The following is a 17,979-nucleotide window of genomic DNA, read 5'->3' on the forward strand; positions in this document are numbered from 1 at the left end:
CGTTCCAGTGTTACCCGCGGCGAAGCGTGGTCGCGATGATCTCCGAGCTTTCGGCGTGCAGGGCCTGCGCCGCCGTCTGCCCGGTCGCCGCCAGGTAGGCGTCGACCAGCCGGTTGCCGGCGGCGTATCCGGCGCCCATCGGCAGTCCCACCGGGGTGAGGCCGAAGCGCTCGGCGCTGGGGTCGCCGTGCACCCAGGCGGTGAAGTTCTCCATGCCTGTCACGTCGAGGCCGGTGAGCACCTTGCTGAAGACCTCGTCGTCGTGCCGGTGTGGCACGCCGATGCGGGCGGGGCCGAGCTCGTCGCCGTAGAGCTGCCGGGCGAAGGCGTCGGCCAGGCCCTCGCCGACGATGTGCTCGCCGACCGTGACGGTCATCGGGTCCCACACAACCCCGCCCGGGCACCACCGCAGGTTGTGGTGCAGTTCGTGCACGGCGGTGGCCTCCAGCCGCTCCACGTTCTCGGGGAAGGGCCAGAACGTGATGGCGATGTGGCCCGAGATGCCACCGAACCCGGTCAATCCTTTGCAAGGACCCATGAAGTGCTCGTCACCCGGATCGCCGAGGACGAACAGCACGGTGATGTCCGGGGCCTCCAGCCCTGGCGTCGCCTCCAGCAGTACGGCGAGAGCGTCGTCGAGCGCGCGTTGCATCCGCTTCCACGCCCCGGCCGCCGCCAGGGTTTCGAGCGCGTCGAGGCAACGCTCCTCGTCGCGGTCGATGGGGAACCCGGACGTTTCGCGGTGTACGGCCACCAGGTCGACCTCGCCGGGCTGGTATCGGTACATGCCCCTGTTGGCCTCCAGCATCGAACGCAGCAGGTCAACGCGGTCCGCGACCGGGGCCAGCAGGATCCGCCGCATGGCGGAGTAGGTGTCAAGAACTGTGATCGACATGGCCCCGATGCTAGAAGTTGACGCAGCGTCAAGGTCAAACCAGCGGCGCTCCTGGTCGGGAGAACGGCCGGCATGCCGTCACCCAGCCCCGTCATGGGCCGGCCGTTCGCCGCCGCGAGTGGTGTGCGCGCAGTGCGGCCAGCAGCCAGGCGAAGGACGGGACCGCCGGTGGGGATGGTTTCTGGCCCTTGAGGAGGCTCAGGAGCTGCCAGTACCGCTCCACTCGGGGCTCGGCGACCATGTCCAGCCAGGTGATCAGGGCGGCGGTCTCCTCACCGGACAGGTCGTCGGGGATGATCCGCTTCAGGATCAGGCTCGCCCCCGCCGACTCCGGCGCGATCCCGCGCGACAGAGCGGCGCCTGCGTGCTCCAGGACCAGAGGCCGGAGCTCGAGGCCGTACTCCAAGCGGTTGTTCTCCTCGCCGCTGAGGACCATCCGCCGGATCGTTCGCTGGAAGCTCTCGTCGCCCGCCAGCTCGGCCAGCTCCACCCACGCGTTGATCTGTTCTGAGGTCGGGTCTTCCGGGAGATCGGACGGCAGGTCACGCATCCATCCTGCGACGAGCGTGGCGTCCTCGTCGATGACGTCGGCGAACGCGCGGTCGACGAAGTCGTCGATGATCTGCCGCCGTTCCGGTGCCGAGAGTCGGGCCAGCGCGTTGATCAAGGCGATCTCCTCGGTAGAGCTGTCACCAGATCGCGAAGTGTCCGGACCAGGTCCAGCCGCGCGACCGCCTCCGCGTCATAGAGCCTGTATCCGCCCTCCGACCTCTGGACCGGCGGGACAACGCCGCTGTCGGACCAGAAGCGGATCGTGCGCGCCTGTAGCCCCGTACGCTGCGCCAGCTGCCCGATCGTGTAAAGACCCGTCACGTCGTTCATGGCTTGAATCTGCACCTTCCACCTGGTGGAACGTCAAGCGATTGGTCGGAGATCTCAGCTGAATCATCCTCTGCCTGTTCGGCCGGATAGATCTCGACGGCTGCCACCGCCGGTCGCGGGTGTGACACGACCATGACACGGCGCGGACGAGGCGAGGATACGGCTGGCCGACAGTGGACGAGGTCGGCGGGCGAGTCACCGAGCGTGCGGCGAACCCGGCGGGGTGTCGGGACAAGCCGGAGGTGTGTCCGGACGAGCCGGAGGCGGCCTGCGGCACGGTGACCGTACCGGTCGATCGGTCGAAGCCGGGCGGAGCTGCGGCGGCCGATCGCCGGACAGGAAGTCACGGCGAAGGTGATCACGAAAAAGGAGACGGACATGGCTGATGACGGAGACTGGGACCGGCGTTCGCTGCTGCGGGGCGCCGCCGTGCTGGCCGGTGCGGCCGTGACCGCGCCGCTGTCAGGCGGGGCGGCCACGGCGCGAGCCCGCAGCGGTGACGCGGACGCGCTGTTCAAGGCCGGGAAGTTCGAGCAGGCCGGCCGCGCCTACGAGGAGATCCTGAAGAAGAACCCCACGAACCTGCACGCGGCCCGCCGGCGAGGCCATGTCGGACTGCTGGCCAACCAGTTCCCCGACGCCGAGAAATACCTCAAGATGGCCATCCAGCTGGCGCCCGACGACAAGGACACCAACCGATTCCTGGGTGACTGCTACATCCGGCAGGACGAACTCTCCCTCTCCGCACCACACTGGCAAGCAGCCGGCGAGGAAACCTACGCCCAATGGTTCGCGGCAGTCCGCGGCGAGCCGTATCAGATCCACGGCGACACCGCGCGGCTGCCATGGCAGCAGATGGACCCGATGCCGTTGGTGGAGGCCTCGGTCAACGGCGGACCGCCGAAGCGCTTCACCTTCTACACCGGCGCCCCGTGGCTGAGCCTGTCCGCGACGGTGGCCAAGGAGGCCGGGCTGAGCCCCGTGACCAAGCAGAAGATCGAGTTCCTGGACGGCACCATTTGGCAGTACTTCGGGGTGCTGGAGTCCTTCGACCTGGGTGGCATCGAGCTGCGCAACATCCCCGTGGGCTGGTCGGAGTGGGAGTCGGGCGGAGACGTCGACACCGACCACGACGGCATGATCGGCATGTGGGTCTTCTACCACTTGCTGACCACCTTCGACTACGCGGGCCGGCAGCTGATCCTGCGGCGCAACACCCCCGAAGCGGCTGACAAGGCACGCGCCGCCGCGAAACGGGCGGGTGCCGAGCGCCTGCCGATGTGGCTGGCCCGTGAGCACGCGCTCCACAGCAGGGGCAGCATCGCCGGCGTCGCCGACTCGGGCGCACGGGTGGTGGCCGTGCTCTTCGGCGGACACAGCGAGGTCGCCGCGGTCGTGAACGGGGAAGCGGCCAAGCAGTTGCGGATCCGCATCGACCACGACCGCCCGGTCGAGACTTTCGCCCACAGCCACCCAGTCGTCACCTACCCCTGCTACCCGAAGGAGATCCGCCTGGGCGACGCCGTCGCCGAGGAGGTCTACTGCTACACGAACCCGAGCTCACCGCTGGCCCCCAACGGGTTCGACGTGCCGGCCGCCTTCTTCCACAGCTTCCACAAGCCCAACAACATCACCCTCGACTTCACCGGCATGAACCTCTACCTCGCCCGCGGCAAGGCCACCTGATCGCCGGGACCGCACGGGCGGCACGGGAGCCGCCGGCTCGTATCGGTCGCGTGGTAAGGGCGAACCGGACGCCCCATATCCCCTCGCGACATCGAAGAAATAGTTCTGACCTGCGGGGAGACTTCGCGGCTCGGGTGGAAGTGGAGGAAGCGTGATCAACGGGTGGCACGGCTGGGTCGGTACGTTCACCGGCGTGGCAGTCATCACGGTGGCCGTACTGCCGTTGGCCGCACTGGCGGTGTGGGCTCGGGCACGCCGTCGGCGTGTCACCGGCGCCGCGCCGGCGTGGCGCACGTCGCTGGCCGAGGTCGGCATTGTCTACGGGACGGTGCCGTGGGTATGGGTGATCATGTTGCCGGGCGGCCAGGCCGGCGAAGTCCCCGGTCGGGTGAGCCTGGTACCGCTGCGGGACCTGTACGCGATCCTCGCCGACGGGGCGACGGGCCAGATCGTCGGCAACCTGCTGGTGTTCGCGGCACTGGGGTTCCTCGCCCCCCTGCGGTTCGTGGCGTTGACGTCGGTCCTGCGGATCCTGGCGCTCGCGGCGGGTTGCTCGGTCCTGCTCGAGTCCGCACAGTACGCTCTGCGGCTGGATCGGGTGTCCTCCGTGGACGACGTACTGCTCAACACCGCCGGCGCCGGGCTGGCCGCGCTGGCGTCGCGCCGCTGGTGGCGCACTACGGCCGGAGCGTCGTCAGGGGCCGTTCACGTCGTCGGGAGGCCGGTGAGGTCCTAGGCGGCCCTCACCAGGAGCACTCCGCCACGACGGAAAGCACCGGAAGGGGCGAGTTGCGCGACCGCGAGGCTCACCCCCGCGACGCCACCGCGTAGAGTCTCCTCCATGCAGGGCATGATCACTATCCGCGAGGCGGGACCCGGCGACGGGGACGTCCTCGGCGAGATCCACGCGATCTCCTGGGGCATTTCGCACGGCCCGTTGTGCACGCCGAAGGTCGCTGCCGCCGGTATCCAGGAGCGGCGCACCAAGTGGGACGCCATCCTGGCCGAAGGCCAGGACACGATCCTGCTCGCGCTCCTGGACGATCTCCCAGGAGCCTTCGCCCGCTTCGGGGCCGCCTCCCCCCGCCCCGGCCTCGCGGAGATCCACACCTTCTTCGCCCACCCGGAGGTCTGGGGCCGCGGCCTCGCGGCGGCCTTGCTGGCCGCCACCTTGGACCGGCTGCGGGAGGCCGGCTATGACCGCGTGCATCTGTGGACGCTTCGGGATTCAGCCCAGGCACGCCGTTTCTACGCCAAGAACGGCTTCGGCGAGACCGGCAGGCGACACGACCACGACTTCGGCGAGGGCCCTCCGATCGTCCTGGTGGAGCTCGAACGAACCGTGCCCGGCTCTGGCCTGTGACGATCAGACCAAGTCGGCCGCCTGGCCACGCACTGGCCGGACCTGCTGTGGCGGGTGATCGGAGCGCCGGTGACCGGGCGGGTCCGTGCGTACGGCCGACCCGTCACCGGCACCTGTCCGCGCCGCGATTCCCGCGAGAGGAACTGTACGGTCATCAGTCACGCACGCGGCTCCTATTGGTGTACACCAGCTCCCCGTACTCGGGGTGCCGGGCGATCCAGGCGGTGTAGAAGGGGCAGACGGCAAGGACCGGAGCCCCGGCGGCACGGGCAGCGTCGAGTGACGTACGCACGAGAGCTCCCCCGATGCCTTGACCCTCATGGGCCTCCTCCACCTCGGTGTGGACGAAGGCGATGAGGTTCTTGGTGCGGATGTACTCCGCGAAGCCGGCCAGCTTATCGTCGACGTATGCCTCATACCTGTTGGCATCGGCGTTGTCGACGATGCGCATGGTGTGCGGTCGGGAGTCGCTCATCTTCGTCCTCAGATATGTGGTGGTCAGTGCTTGGGCCGTAGGGACGGCTGTCGTCCGGTCAGAGGGTAGCGCCCAGGGCGAGGTGAAAACGGCAGGGTGTCGTGGAGGCGGTGAGCATGGAGATCGCGTCGCGACATTCACCGCCGTTCCTCGTTCGCGATAGTACGTGTTTGGAGCGGGGGATTGAACCCTCGGCGACGTCACGGAACTCCCGAAGCTCACGCGTCCCAGGTGACCGGGAGGCTCTTGACCCCGTAGATGTCGGCGGTCTCCGGGCGCAGGGCGACCTCTTCGGCGGGTACGGCCAGGCGCAGGGTGGGGAAGCGGTTGAGCAGCGCGGGGAGTGCGACGCGCATTTCGACGCGGGCCAGCTGCTGGCCCAGGCACTGGTGGATGCCGTGGCTGAAGGCCAGGTGGCCGCCGTCCTGCCTGCGCACGTTGAGCGTGTGGGGGTCGGTGAAGCGCTCAGGGTCGCGGTTGGCGGTGCTCAGCGACAGGATGATCGTCGTGCCGGCCTTGATGGTGTGGCCGCCCAGTTCGATGTCCTCCAGCGCGACCCTCATGAACTGTTTGGCGACGGTCAGGTACCGTATCAGCTCCTCCACGGCCCCGTCGGTGAGCGTGGGGTCGGCGCGCAGCGCGGCCAGCTGCTCCGGGTTCTGCAGCAGGGCGAAGGTGCCCAGCGCGAGCATGTTCGCGGTGGTGTCGAACCCGGCCGACAGCAGGATCAGGGCCATCCCCTGCAGTTCCTCGTCGGTGAGGTCGCTGTCGAGCAGGTCGCTGAGCACGTCGTCGGTGGGATGGGCGCGCTTGGCGGCCACCAGCTCGGCGAGGTACTGCTGAGTGGCGGTGTAGGCCACGAGCAGGTCCTCGTCGCTGACCTCTCCGCCGAGGAACTTGTCGATGTTGTCCTGGAAGCGGCCTCGGTCCTCGTACGGCACGCCCAGCAGCTCGCAGATGACGATGGCGGGGATGGGCTTGGCGAACGCGGTCACCAGGTCGGCCGACGGCCCGGCCTTCTCCATGGCGTCCAGGTGCTCGGCGGTGACCTGCTCGACGCGCTCGGTCAGCAGCCGCATCCGCCGTACGGTGAACTTGCCCACCAGCGGTTTGCGGTAGCGGCTGTGCTGCGGCTCGTCCATCAGCAGGAACTCACCGGGCGGCGCCGGCGGGACCTGGAAGTCGCCCATGTCGATGGTCGGGTGATGGCTCATGAACTCCCTGCGGGAGCTGAACCGCGGGTCGGCCAGGACCGACCGGACCAGGTCGTAGCCGGTGACCAGCCAGCCCTGGTGCCCGTCCGGGAAGGGGAAGCGGCTGATCGGGCCGTGCTCACGGGCCTCGACCAGCTCCGCCGGCGGGTCGAAGGGACAGCCGGACTGACGCGCGGTCGGCATCGTCTCGAGGGTGTGGAGGGATTCATTCATGACTGTTCCTCGTTTCGCTGTGGTGTGTTCTCCTGCAGCCGCGATGAGCCTGTCCGCCGCGTTGATCCGGGCCAGGACGGGCTTGTCCAGCGGCAGGTCAGGAGATTTTGCGGCGGTAGGTGCTCATGGCGAAGGCGTAGGCCACGATGAGGATGCCGGCGCACCAGCCGAGGGCGATCCAGAGGTCGGTGCCGACCGGTTGCTGGGTGAACAGGGCACGGATGGTGTTGACGATGGAGGTCACCGGCTGGTGTTCGGCGAAGGCGCGCAGGGGGCCGGGCATGGTGTCGGTGGGCACGAATGCCGAGCTGAGGAAGGGCAGGAACATGAGCGGGTAGGAGAACGCGCTCGCGCCTTCCATCGTCTTGGCGGTCAGGCCGGGGATGACGGCGATCCAGGTCAGCGCCAGGGTGAACAGGATCAGGATGCCGGCGATCGCGAGCCACGCCTGCGGTGCCGCCGACGAGCGGAAACCCATCAGCAGAGCGACGAGCACGACCACGACGAGCGAGATCGAATTGGCGACCAGCGAGGTCAGCACGTGCGCCCACAGCACCGACGAGCGGGCGGTCGGCATGGATTGGAAGCGTTCGAAGATGCCGCCCTTCATGTCCATGAACAGCCGGAACGCGGTGTAGGCGATGCCCGAGGCGACCGTGATGAGCAGGATGCCGGGCAGCTGGTAGTTCACGTAGGAGTCCGAGCCGGTGTTGATCGCGCCGCCGAACACGTAGACGAACATCAGCATCATGGCGACCGGCATGACCGCGGTCGTGATGATGGTGTCCGGGCTGCGCGCGATGTGGCGCAGGGATCGTCCCAGCAGGACGGTGGTGTCACCGAGGAAATGCTTGCTCATCGTGGCCCCTCACTTGCTCACTGAGATGTGGTGCTTGCCTGCGTCGCCGTCCTTGCCGTCAGCGCTGACGAGGGCGAGGAAGACGTCTTCGAGGGTCGGCTGCTTCTCGATGTATTCGACCTTGGCGGGCGGCAGCAGTCGCTTGAGTTCGGCCAGGGTGCCGTTGACGATGATCCGGCCCTGGTGGAGGATCGCGATCCGGTCGGCCAGCTGTTCGGCCTCGTCCAGGTACTGCGTGGTGAGCAGCACTGTCGTGCCGTGGTCGGCGAGCTCTCTGACGGCCTGCCACACCTCGATGCGGGCCTGGGGGTCGAGCCCGGTCGTCGGCTCGTCCAGGAAGATGACCGGTGGGCTGCCGATGAGGCTCATCGCGATGTCCAGGCGGCGTCGCATGCCGCCCGAGTACGTCGACGCCTTTCGCGCGCCCGCGTCGGTCAGCGAGAACCGCTCCAGCAGGTCATCGGCGATCTTGCCCGGATTCTTGAGGTGCCGTAGCCGGGCGACCAGCACCAGGTTCTCCCGCCCGGTGAGGATCTCATCGACAGCGGCGAACTGCCCGGTGAGGCTGATGGACTCGCGTACGTCCGCGGCCTGCGTGGCGACGTCGAAGCCGTGGACGCGGGCGGTCCCGGTGTCGGCCTTGAGCAGCGTGGACAGGATCTTCACCACCGTGGTCTTGCCCGCCCCGTTCGAGCCGAGCAGGGCGAAGATGCTGCCCCGCGCCACGGTGAAGTCCACGCCGCGCAGCACCCGCAGGTCCTTGTACGACTTCTCCAGGCCTTGCACCTGGATCACGTCCTGCGTTGTCATCAAAGTTGTCATCAAAGGGTCCTCTCGTCTTTCCCGGTGTCTTCGCCGGCGCCTTGGCCGGTGTCTTCGCCGGCGGCGCGGGCGATGGCGCTGGTGAAGCGCTCGCGCTCGCGGCGGATGTAGCTCCCGGCGGAGTAGTTCTGCAGGAACGCCTCGACGAACGCCACGGGGTCCTGCCCGAAGATCTCGCGGATCGGGGTGCCGTCCGCGGCGCTCCGCTCGAACAGGTCGGCGAGGTCGTCGAACATCGACGCCGCGTCGGCGCCGTCCCCGGGCCCGAAGTGCATCAGGTACCGCTCCAGCGCTTCGGCTGCTGTGCGATAGTCCTCGGGAAGCGCTTTGACGCGCGCCTTGTACTGCCGCCAGCGCTTCTTGCCCTCCAACGACCCGGTGACCACCTCGAGGTACTGCAGCAAGCCTCTCTTCGGCTCGTTCGACCCTGCGTCCATGCCTACCTGCCTCCTTCGCGGAGCTGTTCGAGACGTTCTGCGAGGAAGCTCCAGGTCCTCCAGAACTCGTCGAGGTACTCCCGTCCGTGAGCGTTGAGGGAGTACACCTTGCGCGGCGGGCCCTTCTCCGACGGGACCTTCTGTACGGCGACGAGGTCGCGCCGCTCGATCCTGACCAGCAGCGCGTAGACGGTGCCTTCGGCGATGTCGGGAAAGCCCTGATCCCGCAGCCACGCCGTGATCTCGTAGCCGTACGCGGGCCGGCCGGCCAGGATCGCCAGGACGATGCCCTCCAGCGTTCCCTTGAGCATCTCCGTCAACTGCTTGCCCATGGAACACCCCCTCTTCAGGTACCTAGCGTTGCTTACTACTGGTACAAAGTAACACCGACTACTGGTACATAGCAACACTGAATAGCTGAGGGGGGTGGGGCGGCCGGACGTGGGTGTCCGCGTCAGTCCTCGATCGCCTTCCGACGGCGACAGGCGCGGACGCGGGGGAGTAGGTCCGTCATGCTGCTGCGCGCCGGTCAGGCGGGGGAGCGGTGCAAGGGGCTGGCCCGCGCGGATTCTGCACTGATGCGGCACGAAATGGGCACGCGATCAATGATGTGATGATCGAGTGGAGCGTCGACTATAAATCTACATTGTAAAGGGCATGGCACTTCGGAGAATCCGACTGACGGGTAGAACCGCTACCCACCGGAAAGCCATCAGTATTGAGACGTTCCCGGCGGTGGATGGGGCCGTTGGATTACTCGTGGACCTGAGCGTTCACGGTGGGATGCGCGTCGCCACTGTCCGCGCCCAGGCCCGCGAGCAGGCGCAGCCCGTCCTCGGCGGGGCTGCCGGGGGCCGCGGACAGCACCAGCAGCTCCATGCCTGATTCCTCCGGCAGTGCGAAGTTCTCCTGGTGCAGTTCCAGCAGTCCGACCAGCGGATGCCGGTACGCCTTGCGTCCATGGGTGCGGGCGCGCACGTCCGCGCGGGCCCAGAGGCGGCGGAAGCGCTCGCTGCCCATCGCCAGCTCACCGATGAGCGAGGCCAGGCGGGGGTCGTCGGGGTATTTGCCGGCGGCCAGGCGCAGGTGCCCGACCACGTCGAGGGTGCATTTCTCCCAGTCCGCGTAAAGGCCGCGCTCGGCCTCCTCAAGGAAGATGTGCCGGGCGGTGTTCAGGCCAGGCATCGGCCGCCCGTAGAGGAGCCCGGCGATGTGGTTCCCGGCGAGCACGTCCAGGCGGTGATCCACGATCAACGCGGGTGCGTCGGTGACCAGGTCGAGGACACGCAGCAGCTCAGGCCGGACCCGCCCGCCCGGCGCCTTCGCGCGGCGGCGGCGCTGCCGGGCGAGCCGGTAGAGGTGCCCGCGTTCGGTCTCGTCGAGGCCGAGGACGCGGGCGAGCGCGTCGAGGACCTGCTCGGAGGGCTGGGTCGCGCGGCCCTGCTCCAGGCGTACGTAGTAGTCGACGCTGACGCCGGACAGGTGCGCGATCTCTTCGCGGCGCAGCCCTTCGACCCGGCGGCGGCTGTCGGTAGGGATGCCGACGGCCGCCGGGTCGACCCGGGAACGCCGGGTCCGCAGGAAGCCCGCGAGATCGTCCATGCCCTCAGTATGGCCTCGGTGGTGCCTGTGAAGGTGGTCCTGCCGTTACCAGGAAGTCCCGTCCGATGGAAGAGGCGCCCCTGAACGCCGGGCGCCGCGGCGCCCAGAATCGAGGGCACCCGATGCGAAGGAGTCCCATGAAGACGCTGATCGTCTACGCCCACCCGGAGCCGAAGTCCCTCAACAGCTCGCTGAAGGACCTGGCGGTGTCCACATTGGAGACCGCCGGGCACGAGGTACGGGTGAGCGATCTGTACGCGATGAACTGGAAGGCGGTCGTGGACGCAGCCGACTACGGCCCCGACGCCTCAAGTCCGCTGAAGGTCGCCCTGGACTCGGGCCGGGCCTTCGACGCCGGGACGCTCACCCCGGACGTTCTCGCCGAGCAGGAGAAGCTGCTGTGGGCCGACACGATCATCTTGCAGTTCCCGCTGTGGTGGTACGCGATGCCCGCGATCCTCAAAGGCTGGGTGGACCGGGTGTTCACCTACCACTTCGCGTACGGCGTCGGCGAGCACAGCGACACCAAGTACGGCGAGCGCTTCGGCGAAGGCACCCTCGCGGGCAGGAAGGCCCTGCTGTCGGTGACCGCCGGCGGCCCGGAGTCGCATTACGCCGCTCGCGGGATCAACGGTCCCATCGACGATCTGCTGTTCCCGATTCACCACGGCATCCTCTATTACCCGGGCATCGAGGTGCTGCCGCCGTTCGTGCTGTACGGCACCGACCGGATGACCGGTGCGGACTACCCGGACGTCGCCAAGGCGTGGGAGCAGCGCCTGCTCACCCTGGAGTCGACTGAGCCGATCGCGTTCCGGCGGCAGAACTTCGGTGACTACGAGATCCCCTCGCTGCACCTGAAGGAAGGGCTGGAGCCCGCGGGCCGCACGGGTTTCGGGCTGCACGTACGCGGCTGACGCCGGCGATGGAGGACGCGGATGCTGACCTGACGTAGTTCGCCTGGTGAAGTGAGACGGGTGACCCTGGCCGGCTTGCCCGTGGCTACCAGCCCCGCCGGTACCCGACGATTTTCACCACCGACGAGGCCAGTGCGGCCAGGACGAACGCCAGGTAGAGCGCATGAGCGATCCAGAAGTGCTCGACCTTCGCCATCGTCAGGACCAGCGGCACGATCGCGGCGATGCTCATGACGTAGAACCCGACGTACTCACCCCGCCGGTTGATCTCCCGATCGCGCTCGTCTGTTCTGTCCGCGTCCTTGGGCGAGGCCATGGCGGCCGCGATGGCCAGGACGATGCCCGCGCCGATCCCGACGCCGATCGAGGTGAGCATCGGCCCTACGTAGGCGATCCTCGCCACGTCCGCACCCGGCGCCTCGGACAGGATGGTCGCCAGGTAGGCGACCGGGACGACGACGCCGACCAGGGCGGAGATCCAGGTGCGCTTCTCCTCGGAGGACATGTCCCGCTCCCATGTACGAAAAACTAGACATGCCGAAGGTAAAACAGTCCCGACATGATGTCAATAATCTTTAACCTAGCCTGGGCTGGCTCGCACACCGGTGATCGACGGGTGAGCGACCGGACCGTCTTCCACAGGCTGCTGCAGTCGATCCTGTACGGAGCCCCAGAGGACGTGGCTCAAGCCTCGAAGTCGGTGAATCCGTAAGGGATATAGCCCTGATCGATCAGCTCGTCCTCGTCGAAGTCATCGTCATCGTGGAGGCCGTCGAGGTGATTCTCGATGAGCTTCACATAGTCGTTCTCCAGGGTTTTACCCGGCCGTCCTCGAGGAGGACTCGCGAGCACCTCACGTTCGGCGAGCTGCTCACGGCCCCCTGCCGAGGGCTTGTCAGCGGGCGAACTTCTCGATGGCGGCTGGGGTGACGGGGGTGAAGAAGTTGACGAGGTTGCCGTCGGGGTCGCGGAACAGGAGCGCGCGGTTGCCCCAGGGCATCGTGGTGGGTTCGTTGACGAAGTCCTCCACGAAGCCGGTCAGGTTCTGGTGCACGCTGTCCACGTCGTCGACCAGGAACTCGATGATGACGCTGCGGTTGTCGGCCGGGTGAGCGGAGCCGGGCGCGAACAGAGGGACGGTGCGGGTGCCGGCGATCGCGAGGGTGGCCGAGGCGGTCCTGATCTCGGCGAAGTCCTCGTTGGCCCAGCTCGCCCGCACTGCGGTGGCGCGCTCGTAGAAGTCGACGAGGCGGGCGACGTCGCTGGTGATGATGCGGATCGAGACGAATTCCATGGGTTCTCTCCTGGTCGGTCGGTGCTTGTGACCGCACGCTACGCCGTATACCGGGCAGAATCCGCCCGGTATCTGCGGGAGACTTCTGGGTATGTCGCGCCCCATTGCTCGCGTGCTCACCCTGCTGGAGCTCCTGCAGTCGGGAGGCATTCGGACCGTGGCCGAGCTCGCCGACCGGCTCGGCGTGGACGAGCGCACGGTGCGGCGGTACGTCGACCACCTCATCGACCTCGACGTGCCCGTCGAGTCGGTGCGCGGCCGCTACGGCGGCTACCGGCTCGCCTCCGGTTACCGCATGCCTCCGCTCATGCTGAGCGACGACGAAGCGCTTGCCGTGCTGCTCGGCCTGGTCGCAGGGCGCCGAGCCGGCTTGATGACGGCCGCGGGCACGGCGAGTGAGACGGCAGCGGCGAAGATCCGGCGGGTGCTGCCCGAGCGGCTCGGCCGCAGACTCGACGCCGTGCTCGGCTCCATCGCCTTCACAGCTCCAGCCGGTGAGCCGACCGCCCCGGAGACCGCAGTCCTGCTCTCGATCGCCGACGCGGTGAGCCACCACCGGCCGGTCTCGATCCGGTACACCGCCGCCGACGGCCGGCACAGCGAACGCACGTTGCACCCGTACGGGCTCGTCGCCCACTCGGGCAGGTGGTACGTGACGGGTGCCGATCCCGCGATCGGCGAAGACCGGACGTTCCGGCTGGATCGCATCGCCAGTGCGAGGACCCTGCCCGGCTCGTTCGAGCCGCCCGACGGATTCGACGCGGCGGAGCGGGTCCTGACGGGGCTCGCCACCACTCCGTACCGGTACGAGGTGACTCTGCGGGTCCAGGGGACGGCCGAGCAGATCCGCACCCGGCTTCCCGCCGGCATCGCGACCGTGGCGGAGTCACCGTCGGTGAGCAGCGCAGAGTCGGACCCCATGCACTGGTCCCGCGTCGAACTGCGGGCGGAACGGCTCGACTGGTTGCCCGCCGTGCTCGCCTCGCTGGACCTGCCGTTCGTCATCGAACGACCGGACGAGCTCCGTGACCTCGTCGTGGCACTCGCCGGCCGGCTCACGCATTCGGCCCGGCGAAGTTCGCCCGCGTAGGCGGCAATCGGACGAGCCAGGGCGGACCCTTCTACCGGACGCTTTTCACCTGCAGGATCATGAGGGCTCCGATGAGCGAGAGCAGGCCGCCGGCGACGAACAGGGCGGGATAGCCGCCGAGGTTGGCGACGATCAGCGAGCCCGCGAACGGGGCCACGACCTGGGGCGCGTTCAACGCGATATGGAATACCCCGAGGTCGCGCCCACTGTGCTCGGCCGCGGGCAGGACCAGGGTGACCAGCGCCTGGTCGACTGAAAGATAGGCGCCGAAGCCCACCCCGCCGATGGCGGCGCCGGCCAGCTGGACGGTCCAGGTCGGTGAAAGCAGCGGCAGCGCGACCGACACGCTGACCATCAGCGATGAGATGAGCACGAACAGCTTGTGCCGGTTCAGCCGGTCCGCCAGCGGGCCCGCGACGAGTGTGCCGAGGACGAGGCAGACCGTCTGGATCGTGGCCTGCAGGGTCAACGCGTTGGGCGCGGTCAGCCCGGCGGGCAGCCGGATGTAGTCGGTGAGGATGTAGAGGCCGAAGGAGGAGACGGCGAAGTAGCCGAGGAACATCACCGCCCGCGAGCTGAACGCCCACGCGTAGTCCCGCGAGCGAAGGCCGGCCAGCGCGGACATGAACTGGGTGCGCAGCGATGCGCGCTCCGGCGACTCGCCGCCAGGAAGGTGCTCGCGGCTGACCAGCGCGAGCAGCGCGGACGTCGCGAGGAACACCAGCCCGAGCAGGGTATAGGCGAGCAGCGCCGAGTCGATGAGGAGGGCGCCGACTGCCGTGCCTGCCAGGGAGCCCACCGGCACCCCGAGGCCGCCGACCGTGGAGGCCAGTCCGCGCCGATGCTCAGGGACCTGGTCGGCCACCACGGCGATCATGATGTTCAGCCCGATGTTGACCGTGCCCTGCACGAGGAACCAGCCGATCAGCAGCCCGGCGACCGTCGACATCCAACCGAGGAGGACGAGCGCGGCGAGCGTCGCGAGCCCGCCGTACAGGATCCACGGAGAGCGCCGTCCCCACCGCCCGCGCGTGCGATCGGAAAGGGCGCCCACGATCGGCGGCACGCATACCGACGCGATCGCGCTGACCCCGGTCACCAGTCCGAACGCCGAGAGCTTGCCCGCCGAATCGGCCGCCGCCACCTGGGCGGGAAGCAGGATCTGCAGTGCCGCGCCGATGGCGGCGTAGCCGGCGAGGTTGAACAGGAACATCGCGCCCAAGAGCGCGCCGAGGCGGCGGCCGGTGTGAAAGCCGGCGCCCCGGCTCGAGGTGATGGTCATGCCTACTCCATGAGAGGGGGAAGGTCCAGCCCGAGGTCCAGCCGCTGCAGGGCTTCGTCGACCAGGCGGGCGCAGGAGCCGGGGTCGGCGTCGGGTCGCCTGGCCCACTCCACGAACGCGATGCGCAGGGCTGCGAACGCGGTCGAGGCCAGCAGGCGGGCGTGGAAACCGTGACCTGCGCCGGCGCGCTCGGCCAGATGCCGGGCGAGCAGCTCCTCGCGCAGGGCGAAGCGCCTCATGTTCTCGCCCATGAGCGCGGGATTGTCGTCCAGCAGGAGCTGAACGCGCTGCATCCGGGGCAGCTCGTTCTGGCACCAGGCCGGATCGGTGAGGAAGGCGTGGAACACCGCGCGCAGTGCGGTGACCGGTGACTCGCTCCGCGGGCGGCCATCGATCGCGGCCAGCAAGTCCTCCATGACCTGGTCCTCGTGGGCGAGGACGACGTCCTCCTTTGAGGTGAAATAGCGGTTGAAGGTCCGCCGCGCCACCTCTACCTCGTCGGCGATCTGCTGGACCGTCGTGCCCTCGAAGCCATGCCGCTCGAACAGAGTCAGGGCGGCCTCGATGAGGGCACGGCGCGTGCCGGCCTTCTTGCGCTCTCGTAGTCCCGTTGGTGCCTCACCGCTGCTCATGCGCATACCGTAGAGCAAAGTGTCTCACTGCGACAGTAGGCTTGGCGAGAAATTTTTTAGGCGCTATAAATTGTCTCATTGAGCCACTTAGATCATGGAGATGTTCATGCCCGAATGGATTCCCGCGGCCCAGGAGTCGCTGCGCAGGCTCGCCGGACCGCTTGCCGACGCCTTCGACGTCCGCGCCCTTCCCGGAGAGGACGACCGCTTCGAGATCTACGCGCAGGAGGGCCGGACGGTGCTCGCGGGTACCGGGCCGGTGGCCGTGGCCAGTGGGTTCGCCCATTACCTGCGGCATGTGGCTCGCGGGGAGGTATCCCGCTGGGGGGATCACCTCCCGGCGAGCGCGCCGCCGCCCGGCGAACCGCTCTCGGCGACCTCGCCGTACCGGTATCGGGTCGCCTACAACATCACCGTCGCCGGGTACACGACGCCGTTCTATGACTGGGACCAGTGGCAGCGAGAGCTGGACCTGCTCGCCGCCTCCGGGGTCAACGCCGCCCACCTCACGCTCGGGCAGGAGGCGGTGTGGCTGGAGGCGTTCGGCGAATTCGGCTACACCGAAAGTGAGCTGCTGGCCTGGATCGTGCCACCGTCGCACCAGCCGTGGCAGTGGCTGAACAACATGCACAGCTTCGGCGGCGGTACCACACGCGAGTTGGTCGAACGCCGCGCCGAGCTGGCCCTGCGCGTGCTGGCGCGCATGCGCGAGCTCGGCATCAGGCCGATCCTGCCCGGCTTTTCCGGCACCGTCCCCGGTAGGTTCGCCGACCGAAACCCCGGTGCCACCGTCATCCGGCAGGGCCTGTGGTTCATGGACGTGGCCGGCCCGCCCCGCCCCGACTGGCTCGACACCTCCACGCCGCATTACGCGCATGTCGCCGAGGCCTTCTACCGCCACCAGCACGAGCGCTTCGGCCGGAGCGGCACCTGGGCGGTCGACCTGCTCCACGAGGGCGGCAGAATCGGAGACACCCCACTCGCGGACGCGGCCTCAGGCGTCGAACGGGCGATGCGCGTGGCCGACCCCGACTACCTGTGGGTAGTGCAGGCATGGGCGGGCAACCCCCGCAAGGATCTGTTCGAGGCCTGCGACCAGGACCGGATGCTGGTGCTCGACTTGACCGGTGACGCCTGGCGGCGCGAGGGCGGGTTCTGGGGCGCGCCGTGGGGATTCGGGATCCTGCCCAACTACGGCGGCCGCCACGGTTTGTACGGCTCGCTGCCCGACATCGCCGCGGCGCCCGGCGAACTGGCCGGTCCGCTCGCCTCGGGAGAGCTCGTCGCGCTGACCAATATGGCCGAGGGCGTGCACACCAACCCGGTGGTCTGGGATCTGTTCGCCGACCTCGCGTGGACCCGCGAGCCCGTCGACCTCGACGCCTGGCTGGAGGACTGGGTGCACGCCCGGTACGGCTCCGCCGACCCCGACGCGCTGGACGCGTGGCGACTGCTGCGTTCGTCGGCCTACGCGACCTGGGGTGAGACGGCGTCCATGCAGGAGGGGGAGGAGGAGTTCATCGAGAAGCTGAGCGACTTCAAGGTCTACGCCTGCACCGACAGCGTGTTCGCCGCCACCCCCTCGCTCACCGCCGACCAGGCCTCCGCCGTCGGCCCGCACCGGCTCCACTACGACCCGGCCCAGGTGGAGGCCGCCTGGCGGCTGCTGCTCGAAGCGGCGCCGCGCCTGCGCGACTCCGACACCTACCTGCACGACCTGGTCGACGTCACCCGCCAGATCCTCGACGACCGCGGCCGCGCCCTGGCGCCCCACCTCGCCGGGGCAGACGCCCAGCGGCGGTTCCTCCGCCTGATCGACATCCAGGACCGGCTGCTCGCCACCCGCCCGGAGTACCTCCTCGGCCGCTGGCTGCGCGACGCCCGCCGCTGGGGCGCCGACGAGGCGCAGAGCCGTCAGCTGGAACGCGCGGCCAAGCGGCTCGTCACCGTATGGGGCGGGCCGGACTCGGCCATTCTCGCCGAGTACGCCAACCGCAACTGGGCGGGCCTGATGAACGGCTACTACCGGGCACGCTGGAAGACCTTCTTCGAGGAAGGCGCGATGGACTGGAACGCCTACGGTCAGCAGTGGGCTGACCAGCACGCCGACTACCCGGCCGAACCGTGCGGCGATCCGATCGAGATCGCTCTGGAGATCTTCAACGCCGACCTGTAGCGCCCTGGTCGCGAATGGCGCCGGTCCCGCCAGCCGGCGGGCGCCTGTCCGGTGCCAGAATTGTTGCAGAGGGTCTGACCTGGTCTTCCAGGTTTGGCTGTCGCGGTGCTGCGTCGCCAGTTCGCCCGCCCGATCGGGTG

Annotated in this window: 20 protein-coding genes; 6 read left to right on the forward strand and 14 right to left on the reverse strand. The window is 68.6% G+C overall.

Features of this window, described 5'->3' with window-relative positions:
* Positions 1-10 precede the first annotated feature (10 nt).
* From ACIBQX_RS43100 to ACIBQX_RS43110, 3 genes are all read right to left on the reverse strand, one after another.
* Positions 11-895, reverse strand: a complete 885-nt coding sequence (locus ACIBQX_RS43100) for a DUF2268 domain-containing protein (RefSeq protein ID WP_397015212.1) — start codon at positions 893-895, stop codon at positions 11-13.
* A 91-nt stretch (positions 896-986) separates the two neighbouring features.
* On the reverse strand, positions 987-1,562 hold the full coding sequence (locus ACIBQX_RS43105) for a hypothetical protein (protein WP_397015214.1): 576 nt from the start codon (positions 1,560-1,562) through the stop codon (positions 987-989).
* Positions 1,559-1,777: a MerR family transcriptional regulator gene (locus ACIBQX_RS43110; protein WP_397015216.1), complete on the reverse strand. Its 219-nt coding sequence runs from the start codon at positions 1,775-1,777 to the stop codon at positions 1,559-1,561. Before ACIBQX_RS43110 ends, ACIBQX_RS43105 begins: the two co-directional genes overlap by 4 nt.
* Before the next feature lie 378 nt (positions 1,778-2,155).
* On the opposite strand from ACIBQX_RS43110, the gene ACIBQX_RS43115 reads away from it, so the two are divergent.
* The 3 genes from ACIBQX_RS43115 to ACIBQX_RS43125 all read left to right on the forward strand — a co-directional run bounded on the left by ACIBQX_RS43115 (position 2,156) and on the right by ACIBQX_RS43125 (position 4,826).
* Entirely contained in the window at positions 2,156-3,463 is a 1,308-nt protein-coding gene (locus ACIBQX_RS43115; protein WP_397015218.1) for an aspartyl protease family protein, read from the forward strand.
* 151 nt (positions 3,464-3,614) lie between these two features.
* Positions 3,615-4,199 (forward strand): VanZ family protein, encoded by a 585-nt coding sequence (locus tag ACIBQX_RS43120; protein ID WP_397015220.1) that lies wholly within the window; start codon positions 3,615-3,617, stop codon positions 4,197-4,199.
* Positions 4,200-4,304: 105 nt separating this feature from the next.
* Positions 4,305-4,826: a GNAT family N-acetyltransferase gene (locus tag ACIBQX_RS43125; protein ID WP_397015222.1), complete on the forward strand. Its 522-nt coding sequence runs from the start codon at positions 4,305-4,307 to the stop codon at positions 4,824-4,826.
* Positions 4,827-4,980: 154 nt separating this feature from the next.
* On the opposite strand, the gene ACIBQX_RS43130 is transcribed toward ACIBQX_RS43125, so the two are convergent.
* The 7 genes from ACIBQX_RS43130 to ACIBQX_RS43160 form a co-directional block, all read right to left on the reverse strand.
* Entirely contained in the window at positions 4,981-5,301 is a 321-nt protein-coding gene (locus tag ACIBQX_RS43130; protein WP_397015224.1) for a GNAT family N-acetyltransferase, read from the reverse strand.
* A 218-nt stretch (positions 5,302-5,519) separates the two neighbouring features.
* Positions 5,520-6,728, reverse strand: a complete 1,209-nt coding sequence (locus ACIBQX_RS43135) for a cytochrome P450 (protein ID WP_397015226.1) — start codon at positions 6,726-6,728, stop codon at positions 5,520-5,522.
* Positions 6,729-6,825: 97 nt separating this feature from the next.
* Entirely contained in the window at positions 6,826-7,587 is a 762-nt protein-coding gene (locus tag ACIBQX_RS43140) for an ABC transporter permease (RefSeq protein ID WP_397015228.1), read from the reverse strand.
* A gap of 9 nt (positions 7,588-7,596) precedes the next feature.
* Positions 7,597-8,397 carry an ABC transporter ATP-binding protein gene (locus tag ACIBQX_RS43145; protein ID WP_397015230.1) on the reverse strand — a complete coding sequence of 267 codons (801 nt, stop codon included), beginning with the start codon at positions 8,395-8,397 and terminating at the stop codon, positions 7,597-7,599.
* A gap of 11 nt (positions 8,398-8,408) precedes the next feature.
* The gene (locus ACIBQX_RS43150; RefSeq protein WP_397015232.1) at positions 8,409-8,846 is read right to left on the reverse strand and encodes a DUF1048 domain-containing protein; all 438 of its coding nucleotides are present in this window, start codon (positions 8,844-8,846) and stop codon (positions 8,409-8,411) included.
* A 2-nt stretch (positions 8,847-8,848) separates the two neighbouring features.
* Positions 8,849-9,178 (reverse strand): PadR family transcriptional regulator, encoded by a 330-nt coding sequence (locus ACIBQX_RS43155; protein ID WP_397015234.1) that lies wholly within the window; start codon positions 9,176-9,178, stop codon positions 8,849-8,851.
* Between the two features lie 421 nt (positions 9,179-9,599).
* Entirely contained in the window at positions 9,600-10,448 is an 849-nt protein-coding gene (locus tag ACIBQX_RS43160) for a helix-turn-helix transcriptional regulator (protein WP_397015236.1), read from the reverse strand.
* Positions 10,449-10,585: 137 nt separating this feature from the next.
* Between ACIBQX_RS43160 and ACIBQX_RS43165 the strand changes: the two genes are divergently transcribed.
* Positions 10,586-11,365: an NAD(P)H-dependent oxidoreductase gene (locus tag ACIBQX_RS43165; protein WP_397015238.1), complete on the forward strand. Its 780-nt coding sequence runs from the start codon at positions 10,586-10,588 to the stop codon at positions 11,363-11,365.
* 85 nt (positions 11,366-11,450) lie between these two features.
* Here ACIBQX_RS43165 and ACIBQX_RS43170 read toward each other — a convergent pair whose 3' ends face one another.
* Both ACIBQX_RS43170 and ACIBQX_RS43175 read right to left on the reverse strand, forming a co-directional pair.
* Entirely contained in the window at positions 11,451-11,870 is a 420-nt protein-coding gene (locus ACIBQX_RS43170; protein WP_397015240.1) for a hypothetical protein, read from the reverse strand.
* Between the two features lie 390 nt (positions 11,871-12,260).
* A complete protein-coding gene (locus ACIBQX_RS43175) occupies positions 12,261-12,659 on the reverse strand; it encodes a VOC family protein (RefSeq protein ID WP_397015242.1) in 399 nt (132 codons plus the stop codon).
* Positions 12,660-12,750: 91 nt separating this feature from the next.
* On the opposite strand from ACIBQX_RS43175, the gene ACIBQX_RS43180 reads away from it, so the two are divergent.
* Positions 12,751-13,749, forward strand: coding sequence for a helix-turn-helix transcriptional regulator (locus tag ACIBQX_RS43180; RefSeq protein ID WP_397015244.1), 999 nt, complete (start codon positions 12,751-12,753; stop codon positions 13,747-13,749).
* A 31-nt stretch (positions 13,750-13,780) separates the two neighbouring features.
* Here the strand turns inward: ACIBQX_RS43180 and ACIBQX_RS43185 are convergent, their stop codons facing one another.
* Both ACIBQX_RS43185 and ACIBQX_RS43190 read right to left on the reverse strand, forming a co-directional pair.
* The gene (locus ACIBQX_RS43185; RefSeq protein WP_397015246.1) at positions 13,781-15,031 is read right to left on the reverse strand and encodes an MFS transporter; all 1,251 of its coding nucleotides are present in this window, start codon (positions 15,029-15,031) and stop codon (positions 13,781-13,783) included.
* A gap of 2 nt (positions 15,032-15,033) precedes the next feature.
* On the reverse strand, positions 15,034-15,663 hold the full coding sequence (locus tag ACIBQX_RS43190; protein WP_397015248.1) for a TetR family transcriptional regulator: 630 nt from the start codon (positions 15,661-15,663) through the stop codon (positions 15,034-15,036).
* 106 nt (positions 15,664-15,769) lie between these two features.
* Here ACIBQX_RS43190 and ACIBQX_RS43195 point away from each other — a divergent pair, with 106 nt between their 5' ends.
* On the forward strand, positions 15,770-17,839 hold the full coding sequence (locus ACIBQX_RS43195) for an alpha-N-acetylglucosaminidase TIM-barrel domain-containing protein (protein WP_397015250.1): 2,070 nt from the start codon (positions 15,770-15,772) through the stop codon (positions 17,837-17,839).
* The last annotated feature ends 140 nt before the right edge of the window (positions 17,840-17,979 follow it).

The sequence above is a fragment of the Nonomuraea sp. NPDC049714 genome, assembly GCF_044465295.1.
Taxonomy (GTDB): Bacteria; Actinomycetota; Actinomycetes; order Streptosporangiales; family Streptosporangiaceae; genus Nonomuraea.